The 19,273-nt window shown below is 71.6% G+C and carries 18 protein-coding genes; 7 read left to right on the top strand and 11 right to left on the bottom strand.

The features are described 5' to 3' along the window. Nucleotides 1-221: 221 nt before the first annotated feature. Nucleotides 222-1,508, top strand: coding sequence for a lysine N(6)-hydroxylase/L-ornithine N(5)-oxygenase family protein (locus tag ACFXKZ_RS09510; protein WP_379998240.1), 1,287 nt, complete (start codon nucleotides 222-224; stop codon nucleotides 1,506-1,508). Between the two features lie 18 nt (nucleotides 1,509-1,526). Here the strand turns inward: ACFXKZ_RS09510 and ACFXKZ_RS09505 are convergent, their stop codons facing one another. The 3 genes from ACFXKZ_RS09505 to ACFXKZ_RS09495 all read right to left on the bottom strand — a co-directional run bounded on the left by ACFXKZ_RS09505 (nucleotide 1,527) and on the right by ACFXKZ_RS09495 (nucleotide 5,230). After that, nucleotides 1,527-2,234, bottom strand: coding sequence for a hypothetical protein (locus tag ACFXKZ_RS09505; protein ID WP_379998238.1), 708 nt, complete (start codon nucleotides 2,232-2,234; stop codon nucleotides 1,527-1,529). Between the two features lie 141 nt (nucleotides 2,235-2,375). Then, on the bottom strand, nucleotides 2,376-3,251 hold the full coding sequence (locus ACFXKZ_RS09500) for an SAM-dependent methyltransferase (RefSeq protein ID WP_379998236.1): 876 nt from the start codon (nucleotides 3,249-3,251) through the stop codon (nucleotides 2,376-2,378). A gap of 203 nt (nucleotides 3,252-3,454) precedes the next feature. Beyond that, complete coding sequence (locus tag ACFXKZ_RS09495; protein WP_379998233.1) at nucleotides 3,455-5,230, bottom strand: CDGSH iron-sulfur domain-containing protein; 1,776 nt, start codon at nucleotides 5,228-5,230, stop codon at nucleotides 3,455-3,457. Nucleotides 5,231-5,348: 118 nt separating this feature from the next. Between ACFXKZ_RS09495 and ACFXKZ_RS09490 the strand changes: the two genes are divergently transcribed. Next, nucleotides 5,349-5,957, top strand: coding sequence for a TetR/AcrR family transcriptional regulator (locus ACFXKZ_RS09490; RefSeq protein ID WP_379998231.1), 609 nt, complete (start codon nucleotides 5,349-5,351; stop codon nucleotides 5,955-5,957). Nucleotides 5,958-5,970: 13 nt separating this feature from the next. Here the strand turns inward: ACFXKZ_RS09490 and ACFXKZ_RS09485 are convergent, their stop codons facing one another. Continuing rightward, a complete protein-coding gene (locus tag ACFXKZ_RS09485; protein ID WP_379998229.1) occupies nucleotides 5,971-6,522 on the bottom strand; it encodes a hypothetical protein in 552 nt (183 codons plus the stop codon). A gap of 152 nt (nucleotides 6,523-6,674) precedes the next feature. Next, entirely contained in the window at nucleotides 6,675-7,124 is a 450-nt protein-coding gene (locus ACFXKZ_RS09480) for a MarR family winged helix-turn-helix transcriptional regulator (protein WP_379998227.1), read from the bottom strand. Between the two features lie 147 nt (nucleotides 7,125-7,271). Here ACFXKZ_RS09480 and ACFXKZ_RS09475 point away from each other — a divergent pair, with 147 nt between their 5' ends. Both ACFXKZ_RS09475 and ACFXKZ_RS09470 read left to right on the top strand, forming a co-directional pair. Next, nucleotides 7,272-8,747 carry an MFS transporter gene (locus ACFXKZ_RS09475; RefSeq protein ID WP_379998225.1) on the top strand — a complete coding sequence of 492 codons (1,476 nt, stop codon included), beginning with the start codon at nucleotides 7,272-7,274 and terminating at the stop codon, nucleotides 8,745-8,747. A 51-nt stretch (nucleotides 8,748-8,798) separates the two neighbouring features. Continuing rightward, nucleotides 8,799-9,818, top strand: a complete 1,020-nt coding sequence (locus ACFXKZ_RS09470; RefSeq protein ID WP_379998223.1) for an NADP-dependent oxidoreductase — start codon at nucleotides 8,799-8,801, stop codon at nucleotides 9,816-9,818. Nucleotides 9,819-9,971: 153 nt separating this feature from the next. Here ACFXKZ_RS09470 and ACFXKZ_RS09465 read toward each other — a convergent pair whose 3' ends face one another. The 5 genes from ACFXKZ_RS09465 to ACFXKZ_RS09445 form a co-directional block, all read right to left on the bottom strand. Next, complete coding sequence (locus ACFXKZ_RS09465; RefSeq protein WP_379998221.1) at nucleotides 9,972-11,417, bottom strand: CHRD domain-containing protein; 1,446 nt, start codon at nucleotides 11,415-11,417, stop codon at nucleotides 9,972-9,974. 85 nt (nucleotides 11,418-11,502) lie between these two features. Further along, on the bottom strand, nucleotides 11,503-12,117 hold the full coding sequence (locus ACFXKZ_RS09460) for a hypothetical protein (protein WP_379998219.1): 615 nt from the start codon (nucleotides 12,115-12,117) through the stop codon (nucleotides 11,503-11,505). 243 nt (nucleotides 12,118-12,360) lie between these two features. Further along, nucleotides 12,361-13,830 (bottom strand): SDR family NAD(P)-dependent oxidoreductase, encoded by a 1,470-nt coding sequence (locus ACFXKZ_RS09455; RefSeq protein ID WP_379998217.1) that lies wholly within the window; start codon nucleotides 13,828-13,830, stop codon nucleotides 12,361-12,363. A 179-nt stretch (nucleotides 13,831-14,009) separates the two neighbouring features. Then, nucleotides 14,010-14,441, bottom strand: coding sequence for a nuclear transport factor 2 family protein (locus tag ACFXKZ_RS09450; protein ID WP_379998215.1), 432 nt, complete (start codon nucleotides 14,439-14,441; stop codon nucleotides 14,010-14,012). 142 nt (nucleotides 14,442-14,583) lie between these two features. Next, nucleotides 14,584-15,129, bottom strand: coding sequence for a GNAT family N-acetyltransferase (locus tag ACFXKZ_RS09445; RefSeq protein ID WP_379998213.1), 546 nt, complete (start codon nucleotides 15,127-15,129; stop codon nucleotides 14,584-14,586). Between the two features lie 153 nt (nucleotides 15,130-15,282). Between ACFXKZ_RS09445 and ACFXKZ_RS09440 the strand changes: the two genes are divergently transcribed. Both ACFXKZ_RS09440 and ACFXKZ_RS09435 read left to right on the top strand, forming a co-directional pair. Continuing rightward, a complete protein-coding gene (locus ACFXKZ_RS09440) occupies nucleotides 15,283-16,773 on the top strand; it encodes a pyridoxal phosphate-dependent decarboxylase family protein (RefSeq protein WP_379998210.1) in 1,491 nt (496 codons plus the stop codon). Between the two features lie 187 nt (nucleotides 16,774-16,960). Continuing rightward, nucleotides 16,961-17,233, top strand: a complete 273-nt coding sequence (locus ACFXKZ_RS09435) for a hypothetical protein (RefSeq protein ID WP_379998208.1) — start codon at nucleotides 16,961-16,963, stop codon at nucleotides 17,231-17,233. Between the two features lie 110 nt (nucleotides 17,234-17,343). Here ACFXKZ_RS09435 and ACFXKZ_RS09430 read toward each other — a convergent pair whose 3' ends face one another. Further along, nucleotides 17,344-18,273, bottom strand: a complete 930-nt coding sequence (locus ACFXKZ_RS09430; protein WP_379998206.1) for a Ku protein — start codon at nucleotides 18,271-18,273, stop codon at nucleotides 17,344-17,346. 104 nt (nucleotides 18,274-18,377) lie between these two features. Between ACFXKZ_RS09430 and ligD the strand changes: the two genes are divergently transcribed. After that, nucleotides 18,378-19,259 (top strand): non-homologous end-joining DNA ligase, encoded by an 882-nt coding sequence (gene ligD / locus ACFXKZ_RS09425; protein WP_379998204.1) that lies wholly within the window; start codon nucleotides 18,378-18,380, stop codon nucleotides 19,257-19,259. The last annotated feature ends 14 nt before the right edge of the window (nucleotides 19,260-19,273 follow it).

Below are 19,273 nucleotides of genomic sequence, written 5' to 3'. Positions count from 1 at the left end.
CTTCCCGGCGCAATACCGAATGCGTTTCTCCCGGTTCTCCGGTCGAGCGATGCGGGAACAGCCGACAACGCTCGACGAAGTTTTCCGCTGAATTCCAGGACGCCCGATCAGGGTCCCTTCCCGGTTTCCGTGACCGACCCGTCGAAGTTACCGAAGCCCCTGTCGCCGCCACGCTAGCGAGAGAGTATTCTATGGGTACTTTTGCACATGAAATCTACGACGTGGCGGGCATTGGATTCGGGCCCTCCAATCTGTCCCTGGCCATCGCCCTGGAGGAGTACGGGGGCGCCGGGGGAAACGGATCCCCGGACGGACCCGGGGCGATATTCTTCGAGCGGCAGCGTGCGTTCGGCTGGCATCGCAATATGTTGCTGCCGACCGCGACCATGCAGATCTCGTTCATGAAGGACCTGGCCACGTTCCGGAATCCGGCGTCGCGGTTCAGCTTCGTGTCGTATCTGCACGAGGTGGGCCGGCTCACGCAGTTCGTCAACAACCAGGACTTCTTCCCGACCCGCCAGGAGTTCCACCAGTACCTGGAGTGGGCGCAGGCGAGCTTCACCGACCGGGTGCACTACGGCTCGGAGGTGACCGCGATCCGGCTGCCGGCGGGCGTCGACCCGGCCTCGGCCGAGCATCTGCGCCTGGAGATCCGCGACGGCTCCGGGACCCGCACGGTCGATGCGCGCAACGTGGCCATCTCCACCGGCCTGGTACCGCGCCTGCCCGACGGTATCCAGGCCGACGAACGGGTCTGGCACAGCTCGGAGTTCCTGGACAAGTACAGCCGGACCGACCCGACCGGGCTGCGCACCGTGGCGGTGGTCGGCGCGGGCCAGAGCGCGGCCGAGATCACCCGGTTCCTCTACGACGAACTCCCGCACGCCCGGGTCTACTCGATCATCCCGTCGTACGGCTACTGCGTGGCCGACGACACCCCGTTCGCGAACCAGGTGTTCGACCCGAACGCGGTCGACGCGTACTACTTCGGGACCGACCGCACCCGCGAGGCGTTCTGGCAGTACCACCGAAACACCAACTATTCGGTGGTCGATGCCGAGGTGATCCGCGACCTGTACCGGCGCTCGTACGACGAGGAGGTGCGCGGGGCCGAGCGGTTGCACTTCCTCAACCTGACCCGGGTCGACGAGGTCAAGCGGGCGGGCGACGAGACGCGCGTGTCACTGCTGTCGTTGCTCGACGACGAATCGCCCGAGCTGGACGTGGACGCGATCGTGTTCGCCACCGGCTACGAGGCGATGGAACCGAGCCGCCTGCTGGGCGAGTTGGACCGGTACTGCCTGCGCGACGAGGCCGGCCGGCATCGGGTGGGCCGCGACTACCGACTGGTCACCTCGCCCGAACTGCGCTGCGGTATCTATCTCCAGGGCGGTACGGAGCACACCCACGGGCTGACCTCCTCGCTCCTGTCCAATCTCGCCATCCGCAGCGGCGAGATCGCCGAGTCGATCCTCGGCCGCCGTCCGGCGGAGGCCCTGCACGGCTGACGTCATCGACCCGAGCCGCTACTTCCCCGCGGGCAGGCGATCCACGACCTCGCCCGCGGGGGGTGCGGCGGGCACGCACGAGCGTTCGCTGCGGGTGATCCTCGCATTCTGCGGACGGGTGCCCTCGGAGCGGATGACGACGGGATACGGCTTGCCGTACGCCCGCACATAGACCGTGCGCGACCGCCGCCGGCCCTGCGCGTCCCCCTCCCCGTCGACCCGGGTGAGGGGGATCAGCGTACGGCCGTCGATGGTGACCGGTTCGCCCTTGGTGTAGCCGTCGGCGCCGGGTTCGAAGATCACGCCGACCGTGTCCAGGGGATTGGTCGGGTCGTACGCGAGCATCGCGTAACGATCGGCGTACGTCCGCCTGTTCGCGGCGGTGTCGGGCAGGCTCGTGCCGGCCCACTCCCAGAACTCGGCGCCGGCCTTGAGGTAGGACTTCCCGCCGACCACGATCGCCTCGCCCGGGCGCCCGTTCATCTCGAACGAGCCCCGGTAGTCCCGGCCCTCGCGCACACACAGGTCGAAGTCGACGCGCCTGGTGGAGGTGAGCACCTGGTCGCCGACGATGCGGATGTCGTCGGCGCCGCGGACCAGACTCGCCGACTCGCGGACCAGGTCCCGCGCGTCCCGGTCGACGTTGGACTCCAGCGCGTCACCGACACCGGCGCAGCCGGCGAGCGCGGCGCAGCAGAGGACGACCGCCATGGCGGTCACGGCCATTCGGGATGTGTACACGACGTTCCTTGCCTGCGAACCCGGGAATCCGACGGGTAAGTATCGCGGGTCGGATCCCGTCGGGCGCGGGCGGCCCGTCCGCATCGTCGATCGCCGCGCACGCGGGCCCGCGCGGTGTCGCGAGGGTCAGGGTTTGATGCCGACGGCGCCGTAGCCCCAGACGTTCTCGACCTCGTCCAGCGGGTGTTCGGGCTCCCCGTCCGGGTTCCAGTGGGTACGCAATCCGGGTTCGACCAGGTCGAACCCGGCGAACATGGCGCGGATCTCGGCGTAGGGGCGCATGGTCATCTCGGCGGAGGCGTTCTTCCAGCCCTCGGCGCCCTTGCGGCCCTGGTTCGGGTTGGCGTCGAAGGAGGCGTGCGAGAGCAGCAGCATGCTTTTGGAGGGCAGCGCGTCGCGGAGTCGGGCGACGATGTCGTGCGGTTTCTCGTCGTCCCGGATGAAGTGCAGGATCGCCACCAGCATCAGCGCCACCGGCCGGTCGAAGTCGATGACCTCCAGCACCTCCGGCGCGGACAGGATGTCCTCGGGCGCGCGCAGGTCGGCCTGGGTGAACGTGGTCCGGCCCGGATCCGCGTCGGTCATCAGCGCCCGGCCGTGCACGAGCACGATCGGGTCGTTGTCCACGTAGGCCACCCGGGCGTCCGGGGCGATCTCGTGGGCCACTTCGTGGGTGTTGCCCGAGGTGGGAATCCCGGTGCCGATGTCCAGGAACTGACGGATGCCCCGGCGGGCCGCGTAGCGCACGGCGCGACGCAGGAAGAGCCGGTTGAGCCGGAGGCTGACCGCCAGGTCGGGGATCGCCGCGACGATGGCGTCGGCGGTGGCCCGATCGACCGCGAAATTGTTCTTGCCGCCGAGAAGATAGTCGTAGATCCGGGCGGTATGCGGAACGGTCGTGTCGATCCGGGTGGGCAGTCCGCTCTCGATCTCGTCGAGTCGCGGCAACCGCCAAGCGTTCTCGTCGCCTTCGCCCGCGTGCCCCGCCGGTATGGATGTCACGCCGCCTGCCTCCGCACCACAGATTCCGTACGTGCGCCGAGCGTACCGGGGACGTTCGCGGTTCGGGTCGACGGGCAACCGCTGTCGAGGAACCGGGACATACCCGAGGCCGGTCGGCAACCGGCCGGTGTGCCGGGCGAGTACGATCGGTGCCGGCGGTCGGCCCCCGTGGCGCGGACCGCCGGCACCGGCGTATACCGGCGCTACGCCGGGGTGCCCTCGTCGACCCAGCGGGCGAAGACGTCCACCCGGTCGGCGGGCCAGGCGCCGTCGCAGGGCATGCTGCCCTGACGCAGCCGGGCCAGGATCGCCTGCGCGTGCGCGCTGACGTCGTCGTGCGACCACAGGTCGAACATGAAGCTCATCGACTTGCGGTCCATCTCCCGGAACAGCGGCTTGATGTGCTCGGCGAAGCCGATCGGCTGTTCTTCGGTCGGCAGGGGCATCTCGGTCGTCTCCTCGGTCGCGACGGGGGCCAGTGCGGAGACCCGGGCGCCGGGGGTGGCGCCGCAGACCCACCACCACCGGGGTACGGGCATGTGGGCCGGCGGCCGGGCGCCGGGCTGGGAGTTCTCCACCGCGATGCGCGAGCCCCACTCGACGTAGGCGACGAACGCGGCGCGGAACTCGGCGTCGGTGGGCAGGCCCGCGTCGTTGGCGGCCCGGCCGATCAACTGGGTCCAGCGGGTGCGCCATTCCTCGGTCAGGGCCTTGCCGGCGTGCTCGCCCACCATGTGGTCGTAGCCGCCGTACTGCTCGGTGTACAGCTTGGGGCCGCCGAAGGTCTCGACCAGCCACGCCGCCACCCGCTCGGGGTGGTCGGGTGCCATCCGGGCGAACAGCGGGCCGAGCAGCGGGTCCTGCGGTACGTACTTGTCGTAGAAGATGTGCGTCATGCGGGTCAGCGCGGGCAGTCCGCCGGCCCATTCGTAGAGCGTGGGCTCCTCGGAGCGCGGCGGGTCGGCGAAGTTCACGTACCAGTGCATGCCGCTGCAGAACGGCTTGTTCTGCGAATGGCCGCACCGGCACAGGCTGTAGTGCTCGGTCGGGGCGCCCGGACCGCGCGGTTCCGGTTCGCCGTCGGCGCCGACCAGCGGGATCGAGCCGGTCACCCGGTACGGGCCGTCCTGCGAGACCTCGATCGTGGGGTCGCGCGGTTGCGGCGGCGGGGACTGTCCGTCGATGAGGTAGTCGAGCGCGCCGGACGGGCAGGCCCGCACGGTGCGCACGATCTCGTCCATGCGGTCGCCCGAGGGCGCCACGAACGGCTCCTCCTTCTGCCGGAAGACGGTGGAGAGCCGATCGGTGCACAGGCCCGAGTGCGCGCAGATGCCGCGGTTGTCGGTGACCGCGACGGGCGCGCCGGGGTACGTCCGCCGCTCGTCGGGCACGCGGCCGGGGTCCTTGGCGCCGGTGAACCCGTTGCGGGCGTGGCTGCCGTCGCACAGCGGCTTGGTGGTCGACTCGCCGCACCGGCACAGCGCGGTCTGCGGCAGTACCGGGATCGGCTCGCCGAGCCGGTCGGTGACGCGCGTGGCATTGGTGACCAGGTACGGGCCGTTCGGCGCGACCATGATCCGGCTCTGCAGGCCGGCCTGGAGCGCGGTGAACTCCTCGACCAGCGCGACCCGATCGGCCTCGTCGGCGAACAGCCAGGCCAGGTGTTGCAGCGCGGCGGCGGCCTCCTGCACGCCGAGCGGCGGCTCGGGGTCGACCTCGGCGCGCAGCCGGGTGACGTCCGCGGCGAGGGCGCGCACGAGGCCGGCCGGATCCGCGTCGGCGGCCGTCGGGTCGGCCGGCTCCGGCCCGACGGCGCTCCCGCCGACCTCGGCCAGTGCCTCGGCGAGCGGGCGGATCACCGTGTCCCGCAGCGGCTCGCCCGCGTCGGCGTCGGTCATCCGGCGGGTGAGCGCGTGGTCGAGGGTGTGTGCTCGGGTCAGCAGCGACCGCAACCGGCTCGGGATCGGCGCGCCGGTCATGGGGTTCCGCCGGTGGATCGGCCCGACGGGATGATGGGACGGTTGAACACGATGATCACGCTCGCTACCCCTGTTTCTCGGTGCGTTGCCGATCAATACAATACAGGAGTGTATTGAAATGGAAAGTGCCAGCCGCGGTGCCGGTCGGGCGCGGGACAGCGCGATCGACGCCCGCATCCTGGCCGTCGCGGGACAGCATCTGGCCCGGGACGGATACGCCGCGATGTCGCTCGCGGCGGTCGCCCAGGAGGCCGGCACGACCCGCCAGGCGCTGTATCGACGCTGGCCCGGCAAGGCCGAGTTGGCCGCGGCGGTGGTGACCGCGCTCGCCGAGGAGGAGCACGATGTCGGCGCCGCCGACCCGTTCGGCACGCTGGTGGCCGAACTCGCCGACTTCCAGCGCGGCGTCGGCAAACCCGGCCGGATGTCCCTGGTCGGCACGATGCTCCAGGACACCACCGACCCCGAACTGCGCGCCCGCTACCGCTCCCGGGTGATCGCCCCCCGCCGCGCGCGCCTGCTCGCCGCGCTGGAATCGGCCCGCCGCCAGGGCCAACTCGACCCCGACGCCGACCTGGAGGTCGCCCTCACGATGTGTACCGGCTCCTGGTACGGCCGCGAACTGGCCGGCGCGCCGGTCCCGACGAACTGGCCGTATCGCACCGCGGCGTTGCTCTGGCGCGCCCTCGGCGGCACGGTCCCGCCGGCCGACCCCGACACGCCGTAGCGGATCGGCCCGCTCACGTCGCCGGGTCGAACGGTCGGCAACCGGCGTCCGGTTCGGCCGCGAGCCAAGCGGACCGGGGCCGGGCCAGAACCCGCTCCCGCAGCCGAGCAGCGTCGGCGGCGAAGCCCAGGGCCGCGGCCGGCGGCGTGTCGTACTCGCGGGACCACTCGGCGTCGGGATGACCGCCGCAGTCCGCCGGCGGCGGGCACGCGCGGCCGATCTCGACCTCGCTCACCCAGGGCGGCCCCCAGCGCAGGTCGAAGGCGCAGCGCCGGGGGAAGTACAGCGCGGCCAGGAAACTCCGGCCGTTGGGGAGTTCGAGCCGGCCCTGCACACTCGCGCAGTGGATCCCGTCGAAGTGTTGGCCGACGTAGTGCACCGAGCCGGGGACGCCGAGGTGTGCGCCCGTCTCGCGCAGCCGGGCGTCGGCCTCGGCGAGCGCGGTCCGGACGCCGGCCGCCTCGTCTTCGGCGACGGAGGGGAAGACCCAGGTGGGGTCGCCGAGTTCGAGGGGCGTGGGGACGAAGTGCAGGCCGGATGGGGCGCCTTCGGGATCGGTGGTCATGCGCTGCCGAACCGGTGCCGGGCCGGTGCGGCCGCGGGGAACTCGATCTCGGGAATCGCGGTCACCGACCGAGCGTGCCGGGCGCGCGCACCTTCGGGCAAGCCGATTCGCGCGGTCGGGCCCGGGGCGAACCGGAGCCGCCGCCGGCGCGGTCAGGCGTGCGGGGCCTCCATCGCCGGGCGCAGCCGGCCCAGCAGGCCGTACAGCGCGGCGCGCTCGTCGAGGGTGAGTGCGTCGAGCGCGGCGCGCGTGGTGTGCATCTCGGCCCGGATCCGGCGGATCGTCTCGTGCCCCTCCTCGGTGGCCACCACGTTCTTGACCCGCCGGTCGGCGGGGTCGGCCTCGCGGCGGACCAGGCCGCGCGATTCGAGCCGGTCCACGATGCCGGTGACGTTGGAGGCGTCGCACACCAGCCGATCGGCCAGTCCGCGCATCGGCAGCGGGCGGCGCAGCAGGGACAGCGTCTTGGCCTGCACGGAGGTGAGCCCGTGCCGGCTGACCACCGCGGCGAAGTCGTGGAAGTACGCGGTACCCACGGCGGCCATGGCGTCCATGATCTCGGCGGTGCTCGGCTCAGGGGTGCTCGGCTCGGGACTGCTCATGACCCCAAGGTAATGCAAAAAGGTTGAGGACTTCAACCATTGAACTTGACGTAGCAATTTCCGGGTGTCTACGGTCGGTTCCGTCCAATTGCTTGAAGTCTTCAACCATCGAGGCCGACAAGCTTCTCGCTCGTAGAAAGAACACCCGTGACCCCCACCCCGCCCGACACGCGACGATCCGGTGGACCGCTGATCCTCGCCCTCGGCCTGGCCGCCATGGTCGTCGCGATGGCGCAGACCCAGGTCATCCCGATCCTGGGGCTGCTCCAGCAGGAACTGGACACCACGCCCGCCGGGGTCGGCTGGGTGACCACCGCGACGCTGCTGTCGGCGGCGGTGTTCACGCCGCTGCTCGGCCGATTCGGCGACCAGCACGGCAAGCGGCCGACCCTGATCGGCGTACTGATCGTGATGATCGCGGGCTCGGTGCTCGCGGCCGTGACGTCCTCGCTGCCGCTGCTGATCGTCGGCCGGGTGCTCCAGGGCGCGGCGACCGCGATCTTCCCGCTCGCGTTGTCGATCATCCGCGAGGAGGTGCCCGTCGAGAAGCTGCCCGGTGCGATGGCGCTGATCAGCGCCACCCTCGCGTTCGGCAGCGGTCTGTCGCTGGTGGCCACCGGGCTGCTCACGCGCGGTGACGACCCGAACTACCACCTGGTGTTCTGGTTCTCCGGGATCCTGTCCGTCGTGGCCCTGGTCGCGGTGCTGATCCGGGTGCCGGCGAGCCGGGTCAAGGCCGGCGGTCGGATCGACCTGCTCGGCGCGGCCACCCTCGGCCTGTTCCTGGTCCTGCTGCTCCTGGGCATCTCGCAGGGCCACGAGTGGGGCTGGGCGTCCGGCCGGACCATCGGCTCCTTCGTCGGCGCGGTGGTGATGGCCTTCGTGTGGGTTCAGGTCGAGCGCCGGGTCGCCGACCCGCTGGTGGACCTGCGGATGTTCGTGCACCGCCCGGTCCTGCTGACCAACCTGGCCGGTCTGTTCGTCGGCTTTGCCGCGTTCAGCCAGTTCATCGGCATCTCCTACCTGGTCCAGATGCCCGAGCGGGTGGCCGGATACGGCTTCGGTGCCTCGGTGTTGCGGGCCTCGGTGGAATATCTGCTCCCGGGCGCGCTGATCTCGCTGCTCGCGGCGCCGCCGGCCGGTCTGCTCGTGGGCCGGATCGGCGCCCGGGCCACGCTCGCGATCGGCTCGGCCGTCGGGGTGGCCGGCTTCGCCTGGCTCGCCTTCGGGCACGGCGCGTCCGCGTCGGTGATCCTCGCGGGCATGCTCACCGGTATCGCCATCTCGTTCGGCTACGCCGCGATGCCCGCACTGATCGTGGCCGGCGTACCGCACCACCAGACCGGCATCGCGAACGGCATCAACTCCATCTCGCGCAGCGTCGGCAGCTCGATCGCCAGCGCGGTGATCACCTCGCTGCTCGCGTCCAAGTCGGTCGAGGGCCTGCCCCCGGGCCTGCCGCCGATCCCGGCGGAGAGCCGGTTCACGCTCGGCTTCGTGATCGCCGGCGTGATGTTGGTCCTGGTCGTCGGGGTGGCGTTGCTCGGCCTACAGCGGGTACCCGCCAGGGCCGAACCCGTCGCCGTGCCCCACCCGCGGGTCCAGGAGTCCGTGGACGCCTGACCGACCGCGCCCGTCCCCTCCGTCCGTCCCACTTCGGAAAGGCCACCCGAGATGACCCCCACCACCAGCCGCGAATGGCACATCCTCGCCCGCCCGAAGGGCTGGCCGAAGGAGGAGGACTTCGCACTGCGCGAGGTCGAGATCCCGGAACTCGCGGACGGGCAGATCCTGGTCCGCAACCTGTTCCTGTCCGTCGACCCGGCGATGCGCGGCCGGATGAACGACGTCAAGTCGTACACCCCGCCGTTCGCGCTGAACGAGCCCATGGAGGGCGGCGCGGTGGGCCGGGTCGTCGCGTCCCGGTCGGACGCCTTCGCCGTCGGCGACTACGTGCAGCACTGGCTCGGGTGGCGCGAGTACTCGGTGGTCGAGGGCCGCGGGGCCGGGGCGGTCAAGGTCGATCCCGACCTCGCCCCGCTGTCCGCCTACCTCGGTGTGCTGGGCATGCCCGGTCTGACCGCCTGGGTGGGCCTGCTCGACATCGCGTCCTTCCGCGAGGGCGACGCGGTGTTCGTCTCCGGCGCGGCCGGCGCGGTGGGCAGCCAGGTCGGCCAGATCGCCCGGCTCAAGGGCGCTTCGCGGGTGATCGGCAGCGCGGGCTCGGCGGACAAGGTCGCCCTGCTCCAGGACGAGTACGGCTTCGACGCGGCCTTCAACTACAAGGACGGGCCGGTCGCCGAGCAGCTGGCCGAGGCCGCGCCCGAGGGCATCGACGTCTACTTCGACAACGTCGGGGGCGAACACCTCGAGGCCGCGATCGGCGCGCTGCACACACACGGCCGGGTCGCGATGTGCGGCGCGATCGCGCAGTACAACGCCATCGAGCCGACGCCCGCGCCGCGCAACCTCGCGCTGTCGATCGGCAAGCGGCTGCGGTTGCAGGGTTTCATCGTGATCGACTCCTTCGGCCGGCGCGACGAGTTCCTGGCCGAGGTCGGCGGCTGGTTGCGCAACGGCGAACTCAAGTATCGCGAGACGGTGGTCGAGGGGATCGAGAACAACCTGTCCGCGCTGCTCGGCATGCTGCGCGGGGAGAACACCGGGAAGATGGTCGTCGCGCTGCCGGAGTGAGCCGCCGCGGTGAGCGGGCGGGAGCCGGAGGGCGCGGTGACCGGCCGCAGTGAGCGGATGCAGACGTGCCGAAGGGCCGCGCGTGGGGGTCTACGCGCGGCCCTTCGGGGTGGTGCGGGCCGGTGACTCACCCTCGGGGGAGGGGAGTTCGACTCAGCCCAGGAACAGGTAGTCCGCCTGGTACGGCACTTCCGCCGTCGGCCGAGTGGCCGGGTCGCACGAGCCCGTCGGCGCCACGCCGCCCCGGGTGTTCAGGCGCAGTACCTGCGTGGTCGCGGACAGCAGCGCGTCCGGCTTGCCGGTCTGGGTGGCGTTCAGCACCAGCTCGGGGATGTTGCCGTCGCCGTTGGGCAGTTTGCTCGCCACCGCGCCGGTGACCGAGCTGCCGTCGGGGGCGACCCACTGCGGCGGGCCCGCCGTCGGGGTCACGAACGTGTGCTTGAGGTCGCCCTGGAGCTTGGCGGCGACGTCGAGCTGGGTGAACGCGGTGCCGCCGTCCTTGGCCGTGCACTGGTAGATCTGCTTGCCCGCGACCACCGACAGGTTCAGCGCCGGCGACTTCGGGGTGACCTTGCGGGAAAGCTGCCCACGCACCGCGCCGCCCGGGAACTCGCCCGTGTGCAGGTTGGTGTAGTAGTTCGCCGGCGTCGCGTTGATCCGCTCCACCAGCGCCGGGTCGATGCCCTCGACGGTGCCGGCCAGTCCGGTCACCGACTGCGGCAGCCCCGCCTTCGCGTCGAACAGCGGCGCGACCACGTCGCCGTTGGCCCCGGCCGCCGCCCGGTGCAGGTGGCCGAGCGTGGGCGGGGCGATGCCGGTCCAGCTGAACGACCAGTCGATGCAGTTGCCCCACGGGCGGATCGAGGTGTCGGCCCGACCGTCCGGGTCGGCGGTCTTCTTGCCCTCGGCGTTCGGCACCTCCTGCTTGCCGGTCGCCTCGGCGGGCAGTGTGCCGGTCTTGAGCACACTGTTCACATCGGCCGCTCGGGCGAGCTTGACCAACTGCCCGCGTACCGCGCCGCCGGGGAACTCGCCGGTGTGCACGTTGAAGTACACGCTCGCCGGGTCGCTCTTGATCCGGTCGAGCAGCGCCGCGTCGGTGACCTTGACGGCGCCGGTGACCGCGGTCGCCGAGTCGGGCAGCGGCGAGGCGAAGAAGGGCACCTTGACCTCGCCGTTCTGCCCCTTGCCGCCCAGGTGCAGGTGCGCCGCGGTGGGCGCGCCGATGCCCTCCCACCGGATGCCGAAGCTGACCTGGTCGCCCTTGACCCGAACCAGCGCGGTGCCCTTGCCGTCGGGGTCGCCGACCCGCGCGTTGCCGCCGGGGACCTCGTTGGCCCCGGTCAGGCCCGCGGCGAAGAACGTCTCCTCGCCGGTCGCGGGCTCGGCGGCGCCGGTCGTGGTCAGGTCGGAGGCCGGCACGGCGCCGCCGTGTTCGGCGCCGTGGACCGTACCGGGATCGTTGGCGCCCTTGGCCGCGGCGGCCGGATCGGGGCGCGAGGCACCGGACTTGGTGTCCGAGGACGAGCAGCCGGCGACGGCGAACACGAGACCGGCGGCGAGGGCGAGTGCGGGCAGCGGATACCTGCGTGCGGACATGACGAGTCTCCCCGAAGACTGGGTGGGATGGATGCGTGCCGGGTGAGCGGCGCCGACGGGCGTCGGTGCATACCGCTCGGGTCGATCAGTAGCCGTAGCCGCCACCGCTGGTGGTCGGCGCCTTGCTCGTCTGCGGTGCGCCGGTCGCGGCCGCGCCCGCCTTCTTGCCGTCGGGGGTCACCGCGAACCAAGTCCCGTTCACGCCCTGGCCCTTGGTGTCGCCGGGCTGAGTGTCGGGCGCGAAGCGGTACACCGGCCAGCCGGCGATGGTGACCTGGGTGCTGCCGTCGCTACGGGTGACGCTGCCGACGGCGGACTGGTCGACGCCGGTCACGGTGACGCCGCCGGTGGTGGTCACCGGAGGCCACTGGGTTGCGCAGGCGCCGTCGCAGTTCGACTTGGACGGCTTGGCGGTGTCCTTGTCGAAGCGGTACAGGGTGAATCCGTTGCCGTCGGTCACGATCGGGCCGAGCTTGGCGTCGGTGCCCGCCTTCAGGACGGCCTTGCCCACCCCGCCGTTCGAGGCCCCGCCGGGTGTGCCGGGGGCGCTCGGCGCGGACTGCGCCGGCTGCGTGGCGGCCGGCGGCGTGGTGCCGGTGGACGTGTCGCTCTTCGAGTCGTTGCCACAGGCGGACAGACCGAGCCCGAGCGCACCGGCGATGGCGATCGCGGCGAAGCCGCGCGTGCTGAAGACAGACATGGTGAACCCCCGGAAAAGATCGATGAATGAGTCGAACTGCCTTACGGGGAACGGCTGTTGGTTCCGATCCCGGGCGGGTCGACCGGTGCGCTGCCGGTCGGTGGTGCGTCGACATCCAGCAGTACGGGGGAGGGGTCGAAGAGGGTTCAACGGTCGGGAAAGTTTTTTTCGACGAATCCCGACCGGACCCGAAACGGCCCCGGCGAGAATCCTCGCCGGGGCCGAAAAGCGCAGGTCGGCGGCCTACCAGGCGGCCGGCGCGTAGTCCTTGAGGAAGCAGCCGTACAGGTCCTCGCCGGCCTCGCCGCGCACGATCGGGTCGTAGACCCGGGCCGCGCCGTCGACCAGGTCGAGCGGCGCGTGGAAGCCCTCGTCGGCCAGGCGCATCTTCTGCGGGTGCGGGCGCTCGTCGGTGATCCAGCCGGTGTCCACGGCGGTCATCAGGATGCCGTCGGACAACATCTCCTCGGCGCTGGTGCGGGTGAGCATGTTCAACGCGGCCTTGGCCATGTTGGTGTGCGGGTGGCCGGGGCCCTTGTAGCCGCGGCTGAACTGGCCCTCCATCGCGGACACGTTGACCACGTACTTCCGCCGCGCCTTGGCCGCCGCCATCGCCGGACGCAGCCGGCTGACCAGGACGAACGGCGCGGTCACATTGCAGAGTTGCACTTCGAGCAGCTCGACCGGGTCCACCTCGTGCACACGCTGCACCCAGCTGTTGACCGGGTCCAGGTCGGGGACCAGGCCGCCCGCGTCGATCGCCGTGCCGGTCTCGATCCGGGCGGGTGAGGCCGAGCCGCTGGTCAGCGCGAGCGCGGTGAGGGCCTGCGGGGTCAGCGCCTGGTCGTCGCCGCGGGACTGGCCGGGCAGCAGCACGTGGCCGCTGCCGCCGACGTGGCCGAACGACACCATCTCCGGCAACTCGCCGGCGGGCAGCGGCGCGGCCTCGGCGGCGGCCAGCGCCGCGTACGCCTGCGGGGTCCGGCGTACCGTCTGCGCGGCGTTGTTGATCAGGATGTCCAGCGGCCCCGCCGCGGCCACCGAATCGGCCAGCGCGACCACCTGGGCCGGGTCGCGCAGGTCTATCCCGGCGATCTTGAGCCGGTGCAGCCAGTCGGCGCTGTCCGGCATCGCGGCGAAGCGACGGATCGCGTCGTTCGGGAAGCGGGTGGTGATCGTGGTGTGCGCGCCGTCGCGCAGCAGGCGCAGCGCGATGTACATGCCGATCTTGGCCCGGCCGCCGGTGAGCAGCGCACGGCGGCCGGTCAGGTCGGTGCGCTGGTCGCGGCGGGCCCGGTTGAACGCGGCGCACTCCGGACACAGCTGGTGGTAGAACGCGTCCACCTCGCGGTAGCGCTGCTTGCAGATGTAGCAGGCCCGCGCGCGCTCCAGGACACCGGCGATCTCGGTGGTGGTGACCGTGGTCAGCGCGATCCCCAACGTCTCGTCGTCGATCCGGCCCGGCGCGCCGGTCGCGGTCGCGGCGGTGACCGCCTCGTCGTTGGCGAGCACCCGGTCCCGGCGCTCCTTGCGGCGGCGCTCCTTGACGCTCTTGTAGATCGCGGCCGTGGCCCGCCGGATCCGCACCGCGTCCGGGTGCTCGACGTCGAGTTCCTCCACCTCGGCGAGCACGCTCAGGCACAACTCCATACGCGCGGGGTCGATCCCCTCCGCCACGCCCGTGTCCGCCTGAATCTCGCTACTCGCTGTCATCGCCGTTGCCGTTTCCTGTGCTCGCCGGTGCCACAAAACCCCGGCGGAACTCTACGTCGTGCCGACACGTGGGCCAATTTTTATCCGGCCCGGCGGTCCGGCGGTCGGTACGGAAGCGGCGGTCGGCGGTCGGCGGTCGGTACGGGCGGGCTCGTCGGCGTCGCGGCTTCGCCTCGGTGTCAGGCGTCCTGCGCGTAGCCCTGGGCGACGTGCTCCAGCCACCACTGCGGTGCGGCGTTCATGAGCGTGCCGAAGTCCCAGTAGTCGTGCCAGCGCACGATCAGCCCGTCGCGGAACTCGTGCACCGACACGAACGGCAGCACCACCTGCTCGCCGGTCTTCCAGTGCCACTCCTCGGCGTGCTCGGTCACCACGAGGTTGCCTTCGGCGACGGTGCTCTTGTGGTGATGGATGTAGCCGGTGAGCATGTCCAGGCCCAGTCGCAGCCGGGCCTCGATCGCTGCCGGGCCGGTCGCGCCGGGCCCGGGCGCGGCGACGTCCGTGTAGTGGCCGTCGGCGGCGAAGCAGGCCGCGACCTTGGCGAAGTCGCGGGCGTACAGGTCCTGCCAGAACTGTTCGATCAGCCGCTTGTTCGCGGTCGCGTCACTCATGGCGCGAACACTATGTACGAGCGCCGAAACTGAACAGAGGCAAGGTTTCTCGAAACCGGGACCGGGGCCGGGACCGGGGCCGGGACCGGGGCCGGGACCGGGGCCGGGACCGGGGCCGGGGCCGGGGCGAACACCCGGCCGCTCAGGTGCGATCGAGCAGGAGCACGGTCAGCAGCGGCGCGTTCGGCCAGGCCGGGCGCAGGTCGCAGAGCACGTGGTAACCCCAGCGCTCGTACAGGGCCAACACCCTGGGATGGGTCGGGTCGACCAGCAGCGTCACCCGCTGCTCGGTGCGGGCGGCGAGCAGCCGGTCGTGGATCACCCGTGCCGCGCCCGAGCCCCGCCACGGTTCGCGCACCATCAACTCGTTGAGCGCGAAGGTACGCCGCCCGTCCTCCTCGATGTCCACCGCCGGCACCGGCTCGGTCAGCCCGATCCACCAGCGCGCGCCGGGCTGGAGGGTGTAGCCGAACGCGTAGCCGACCGGGATGTCCCGACTCCACCCGATCACACACTCGAACCCCGGCGAGGCGGCGTACCCGGCCAGCCGTTCGGCGAAGGCGTCCACCGACTGGAACGGCTGCGCCGACTCGGCCGCGTACACCTCGGCGTAGACGTCGAGCAGCACCTTCCGGATCTCGTCGAGGTCACCGCCGCGGTGGTGGGTCAGCTCGATCTCGGTCGCCACGCTTCCTCCCGGTCGGGTGATCGGTCCCCGAGAGGGGACTTTCCCCGGGGCGCCGCGAGCCACGCCCGCGCGGTAATCCTGATGGGCCGTCAAAAGCCGTTCGGGGTCCGGAAATACTCGACGCGGACGGGCCGGTCGTGATCCCCTGCTCGGATGGCTGACCCCCTCCACGAACGTGATCTCGCCCGGCCCGCCCTCGACCTGGTGGCCAAGGCCGCCGGACGCTACCTGGAGGCGCTGCCGGAACTGCCGGTCCGTGACGCGGCCGCCGACGTGGTGTTCGACCGGTTGGGCGGCCCGCTGCCCGAGCGCGGTGACGGCACGCTGGCCAGTATCGAGGAACTGCTCGACATCGGTACGCGCGGCGCGATCCAGTCCTCGGGACCCCGGTTCTTCCACCTCGTCGTGGGCGGGGCCACCCCCGCCGCGCAGGCCGGCGACTGGGTCACCGGGCTGCTCGACCAGCCCGCGGGCCTGTGGATCGCGTCACCGCTGGCGACCGAGGCCGAGACGGTGGTGCTCGGTTGGCTCAAGGACCTGTTCGGGTTGCCCGACACGTACGGCGGCGTACTCACGCCCAGCGCCACCTTCGCCAACCTCACCGCGCTCACCTGCGCGCGCCACTGGTGGGCCGCGCAACACGGCGTGGACGTCACCGCCGACGGGCTGGCCGGGTTGCCGACCATGCCGGTCCTGGCGAGCGGCTACATACATCCCAGCAACCGCAAGGCGCTGCAGATCCTCGGCTGCGGGCGGGATACGGTCCGGATCTGCGCGCGCGACGACGCCGGTCGGGTGGACATCGACGCGATGGAGCGGGCGCTGATCGAGATCGACGGGCCCGCGGTGCTGATCGCCTCGGCGGGCGAGGTGAACACCGGCGACTTCGACCCGATCGACGCGCTCGCCGACCTGGCCCGGCGCTATGGCGCCTGGCTGCATGTGGACGGCGCCTTCGGGCTGTTCGCCGGCGTCTCGCCGCGACTCGCCCACTTGGTGCACGGCGTCGAGCGGGCGCACTCGGTGGCCGCCGACGGGCACAAATGGCTGAACGTGCCCTACGAGAGCGGCTTCGTGTTCGTGCGCGACGCCGAGATGCTCGGGCGGGCGTTCGGGTCCTGGAACGCCCCGTACCTGCCGGAGACCGGCGACACGCACCTCGACTACAACCGGCTCGGGCCCGAATCCTCGCGCCGCGCCCGGGCGTTGCCGATCTGGGCCACGCTGCGCGCGTACGGCCGGTCCGGCTACCGGGAGATGATCGAACGCCACCACGACCTCGCCTGCCGGCTCGGCGAACTGGTCGAGGAGGCACCCGAGTTGGAACTGCTCGCGCCGGTGAAGCTGTGCGTGGTGTGCTTCCGCTATCGACCGGCCGAGTCGGGTCCGGATGCGCGCACCGAACCGCTCACCGAGGCCGAACTGGACGAGTTGAACCGGCGCCTGGGGGCCGAGCTGAACGCGGACGGCCGGGTGTACGTGGGCACCACCGTGTACCGGGGGCGGGTGGCGCTGCGCCCGGCGATCGTGAACTGGCGTACATCGGCGGCCGATATCGATCTGCTCGCGGCCCTGGTACGGGAGATCGGCGCCCGGGTGGCGGCCGATTCGCGCGGTGGAAGGTCCGCGGCCGGCGACGCGTAGTGCCACGCGGGTCGGTCGCGGCGATCCGGACGCGATGTCGAAACGATTCCGCGTAGGGGTCCGGGTGGGCGAATGGGGGGAGTACTTTGAGGAGACCGAGGGCACCTCGTATGCCGTTTGTCCGTGCCGGCGTCGTCTGCGGTGATTCGGACATTCGAGCACCAGGCCGACCGGAGGATTCGAACGCATGTACTCACAGCACTCGATCGCTGGACACCGCCGAAGCCCCCGCCCCACGGTCGAGATGACCTACGGCCTGGCCTGCACGATGTGCGGGCGCGATCTGCGCGCCCCCGCCGACAAGCCGGCGCCCGACGCGGTGCCGGTCGGCCACGTCGAGGAGCGGCAGACCTTCGCCTGTCGGGGGGTGTGCGCGCGCCTGGCGAGCGGTTCGGCCGACGGCATCGCCGAGGAGCCGGTGCCTTTGGCGGAGCGGATCGCGGCGTTCCCCACGGCCTGAGCGCACCGGCCGGCGTCGCGGCTCGCCGGGCCGGGAGCAGGGACGCCGGGCGTCGGGACGCCGGACGGTGGGACGCCGCCGGTCGGGTGCCGCCGCCGGCCGGGGCCGCGTCAGGCGCTGGTGCGTTTGCGGGTGGTCTTCTTGGCGGCGGCCTTCTTCGCGGTCGACGCCGACTTGCCCTTCCCGGACGAGCCGCCCGCCGACGTCTTCTTCGCGGCCGACTTGCGGGCCGTGCCCTTCTTCGCGGAGGCCCGGCCGTGGCTGCGGTTGGCCGCCTCGACGCTCGCGGTCAGCGCGGCCATCAGGTCGACCACGTTGTCCGGCGTCGCGGCGGCCTCCTCGCCCCCCTCCACCGGCTCGGCGCCCTCCAGGCGGGCGACCACCAGCGAGTCGAGGGCCTCCTTGTAGTCGTCGTGCAGCGACTGGATGTCGAAGTCCTCGCTGAGCGTGTCCATCAACGAGGTGGCCATCTTCAGCTCCTGCGGCCGGATGTCGAACTTGCCCTCGGGGGCCAGTCCGTCCGCCGCGCGCACCTCGTCCGGCCACAACATGGTCTGCAGGATCAGGATGTCGTCGTGCACCCGCAGCAGGGCCAGGCTCTCCCGGGTGCGCAGGGTGATCTTGGTGACGGCGGACTTGCCGGCCTTGGTCAGCGCCTCGCGCAGCAGCACGTACGGCTTGGCCGCGGCCGGGGTCGCGGTCTGGAGGTAGTACGCCTTGGAGAGCATCAGCGGATCGATCTCGTCGTCGGCCACGAACGCGAGCACGTCGATGACCTTCTTGCTGGGCAGCGGCAACTCCGCCATGTCGGCGTCGGTGAGCACCGCCTGCCGGCCGTCGGGCGCCTGGTACGCCTTGGCGATCTCCTTGTACGGGACCTCGCGCTCCTCCAACTCGCAGTAGCGCTTGAGCCGGATCCGGCCGCCGTCCGTCTCGTGCACCTGGTGCAGGGGCACGTTGTGCTCCTCGGTGGCGGGGAAGAGTTGGACCGGGATGCTCACCAGTCCGAACGTGATCGCGCCTTTCCAGCTGCTGCGCATCGGCTCTCCAGAATCGCGGGGCGGGGCATGGTCCGCTGTGGTACGTCTTTGCCTCGATGTGCCGCAAAATGCATCGAAAACGGGCACGAGGGGACCTTTACCGTATGCCGGACCGCATCGCCACGACAGTCGACGGACGCACCCTGACCCTCTCCCACCTGGACAAGGTCTGGTGGCCCGAGACCGGGTACACCAAGGGCCAGGCGCTGGACTACTACGCGAAAGTGGCCCCCGTACTGCTTCCGCACGTTGCCGGACGCGCCGCCTCGTTCATCCGCCTCCCCGACGGCGTCGAGGGCACGACCCGGTTCTACGCCAAGCACGTGCCGCCCGGTGCGCCCGAGTGGGTGAGCACGATCGAGGTGGTCGGGCACGACGAGACCAGGCGGCAGGTCGACGTCGACTCCCTGGCCACGCTGATGTGGGCGGCCAACCTGGCGGCGATCGAGATCCACGTGCCGCAGTGGGGCACCGACCCGGACGCCCACGACCGGTTGGTCCTCGACCTGGACCCGGGGCCCGGTGCGGGGATGGCCGAGTGCCGCGAGGTTGCGCTGCTGGCCCGGGACGTGCTCGCCGAGGACGGGCTGACCTGCGTGGTCAAGACGTCCGGGAGCAAGGGGCTGCACCTGTACGCGGCGCTCAAGCCGACTCCGGAGGCGGCCACGAGCGCCTACGCGAAGGCGCTCGCACAACGCCTGGAACGCGAGCGGCCCGAGCTGGTCGTGCACCGGATGGCCAAGAACCTGCGGGCCGGCCGGGTCTTCGTGGACTGGAGCCAGAACGCCTCCGCCAAGACCACCGCCGCGCCGTACACCCTGCGGGCCGGCCCGGAGCCGACCGTGTCCGCCCCGGTGACCTGGGCCGAGATCGACTCGACCGCGGAACTGACCTTCGGCCCGGCCGAGGTGCTGGAGCGCGTGGCCCGGGACGGCGACGGCTTCGCGCCGCTGCTGGCGGCGCAGACCACGGGGCGGCTGCCGTAGCGGCGCCGGTGCCG

It is taken from the genome of Embleya sp. NPDC059237 (genome assembly GCF_042754105.1).
Taxonomy (GTDB): Bacteria; Actinomycetota; Actinomycetes; order Streptomycetales; family Streptomycetaceae; genus Embleya.
Note: the sequence above shows the minus strand (reverse complement) of the source record. Positions and strands in the feature narration are given on the sequence as shown.

Bases quoted from the DNA above. Each gene is read 5' to 3' on its own strand.
- ACFXKZ_RS09450 (WP_379998215.1), bottom strand. From the start codon at position 14,441: ATGAGTGACGCGACCGCGAACAAGCGGCTGATCGAACAGTTCTGGCAG.
- ACFXKZ_RS09435 (WP_379998208.1), top strand. From the start codon at position 16,961: ATGTACTCACAGCACTCGATCGCTGGACACCGCCGAAGCCCCCGCCCC.
- ACFXKZ_RS09490 (WP_379998231.1), top strand. From the start codon at position 5,349: ATGGAAAGTGCCAGCCGCGGTGCCGGTCGGGCGCGGGACAGCGCGATC.
- ACFXKZ_RS09485 (WP_379998229.1), bottom strand. From the start codon at position 6,522: ATGACCACCGATCCCGAAGGCGCCCCATCCGGCCTGCACTTCGTCCCC.
- ACFXKZ_RS09430 (WP_379998206.1), bottom strand. From the start codon at position 18,273: ATGCGCAGCAGCTGGAAAGGCGCGATCACGTTCGGACTGGTGAGCATC.
- ACFXKZ_RS09495 (WP_379998233.1), bottom strand. From the start codon at position 5,230: ATGACCGGCGCGCCGATCCCGAGCCGGTTGCGGTCGCTGCTGACCCGA.
- ligD (WP_379998204.1), top strand. From the start codon at position 18,378: ATGCCGGACCGCATCGCCACGACAGTCGACGGACGCACCCTGACCCTC.
- ACFXKZ_RS09455 (WP_379998217.1), bottom strand. From the start codon at position 13,830: ATGACAGCGAGTAGCGAGATTCAGGCGGACACGGGCGTGGCGGAGGGG.
- ACFXKZ_RS09480 (WP_379998227.1), bottom strand. From the start codon at position 7,124: ATGAGCAGTCCCGAGCCGAGCACCCCTGAGCCGAGCACCGCCGAGATC.
- ACFXKZ_RS09460 (WP_379998219.1), bottom strand. From the start codon at position 12,117: ATGTCTGTCTTCAGCACGCGCGGCTTCGCCGCGATCGCCATCGCCGGT.
- ACFXKZ_RS09465 (WP_379998221.1), bottom strand. From the start codon at position 11,417: ATGTCCGCACGCAGGTATCCGCTGCCCGCACTCGCCCTCGCCGCCGGT.
- ACFXKZ_RS09505 (WP_379998238.1), bottom strand. From the start codon at position 2,234: ATGGCCGTGACCGCCATGGCGGTCGTCCTCTGCTGCGCCGCGCTCGCC.
- ACFXKZ_RS09470 (WP_379998223.1), top strand. From the start codon at position 8,799: ATGACCCCCACCACCAGCCGCGAATGGCACATCCTCGCCCGCCCGAAG.
- ACFXKZ_RS09440 (WP_379998210.1), top strand. From the start codon at position 15,283: ATGGCTGACCCCCTCCACGAACGTGATCTCGCCCGGCCCGCCCTCGAC.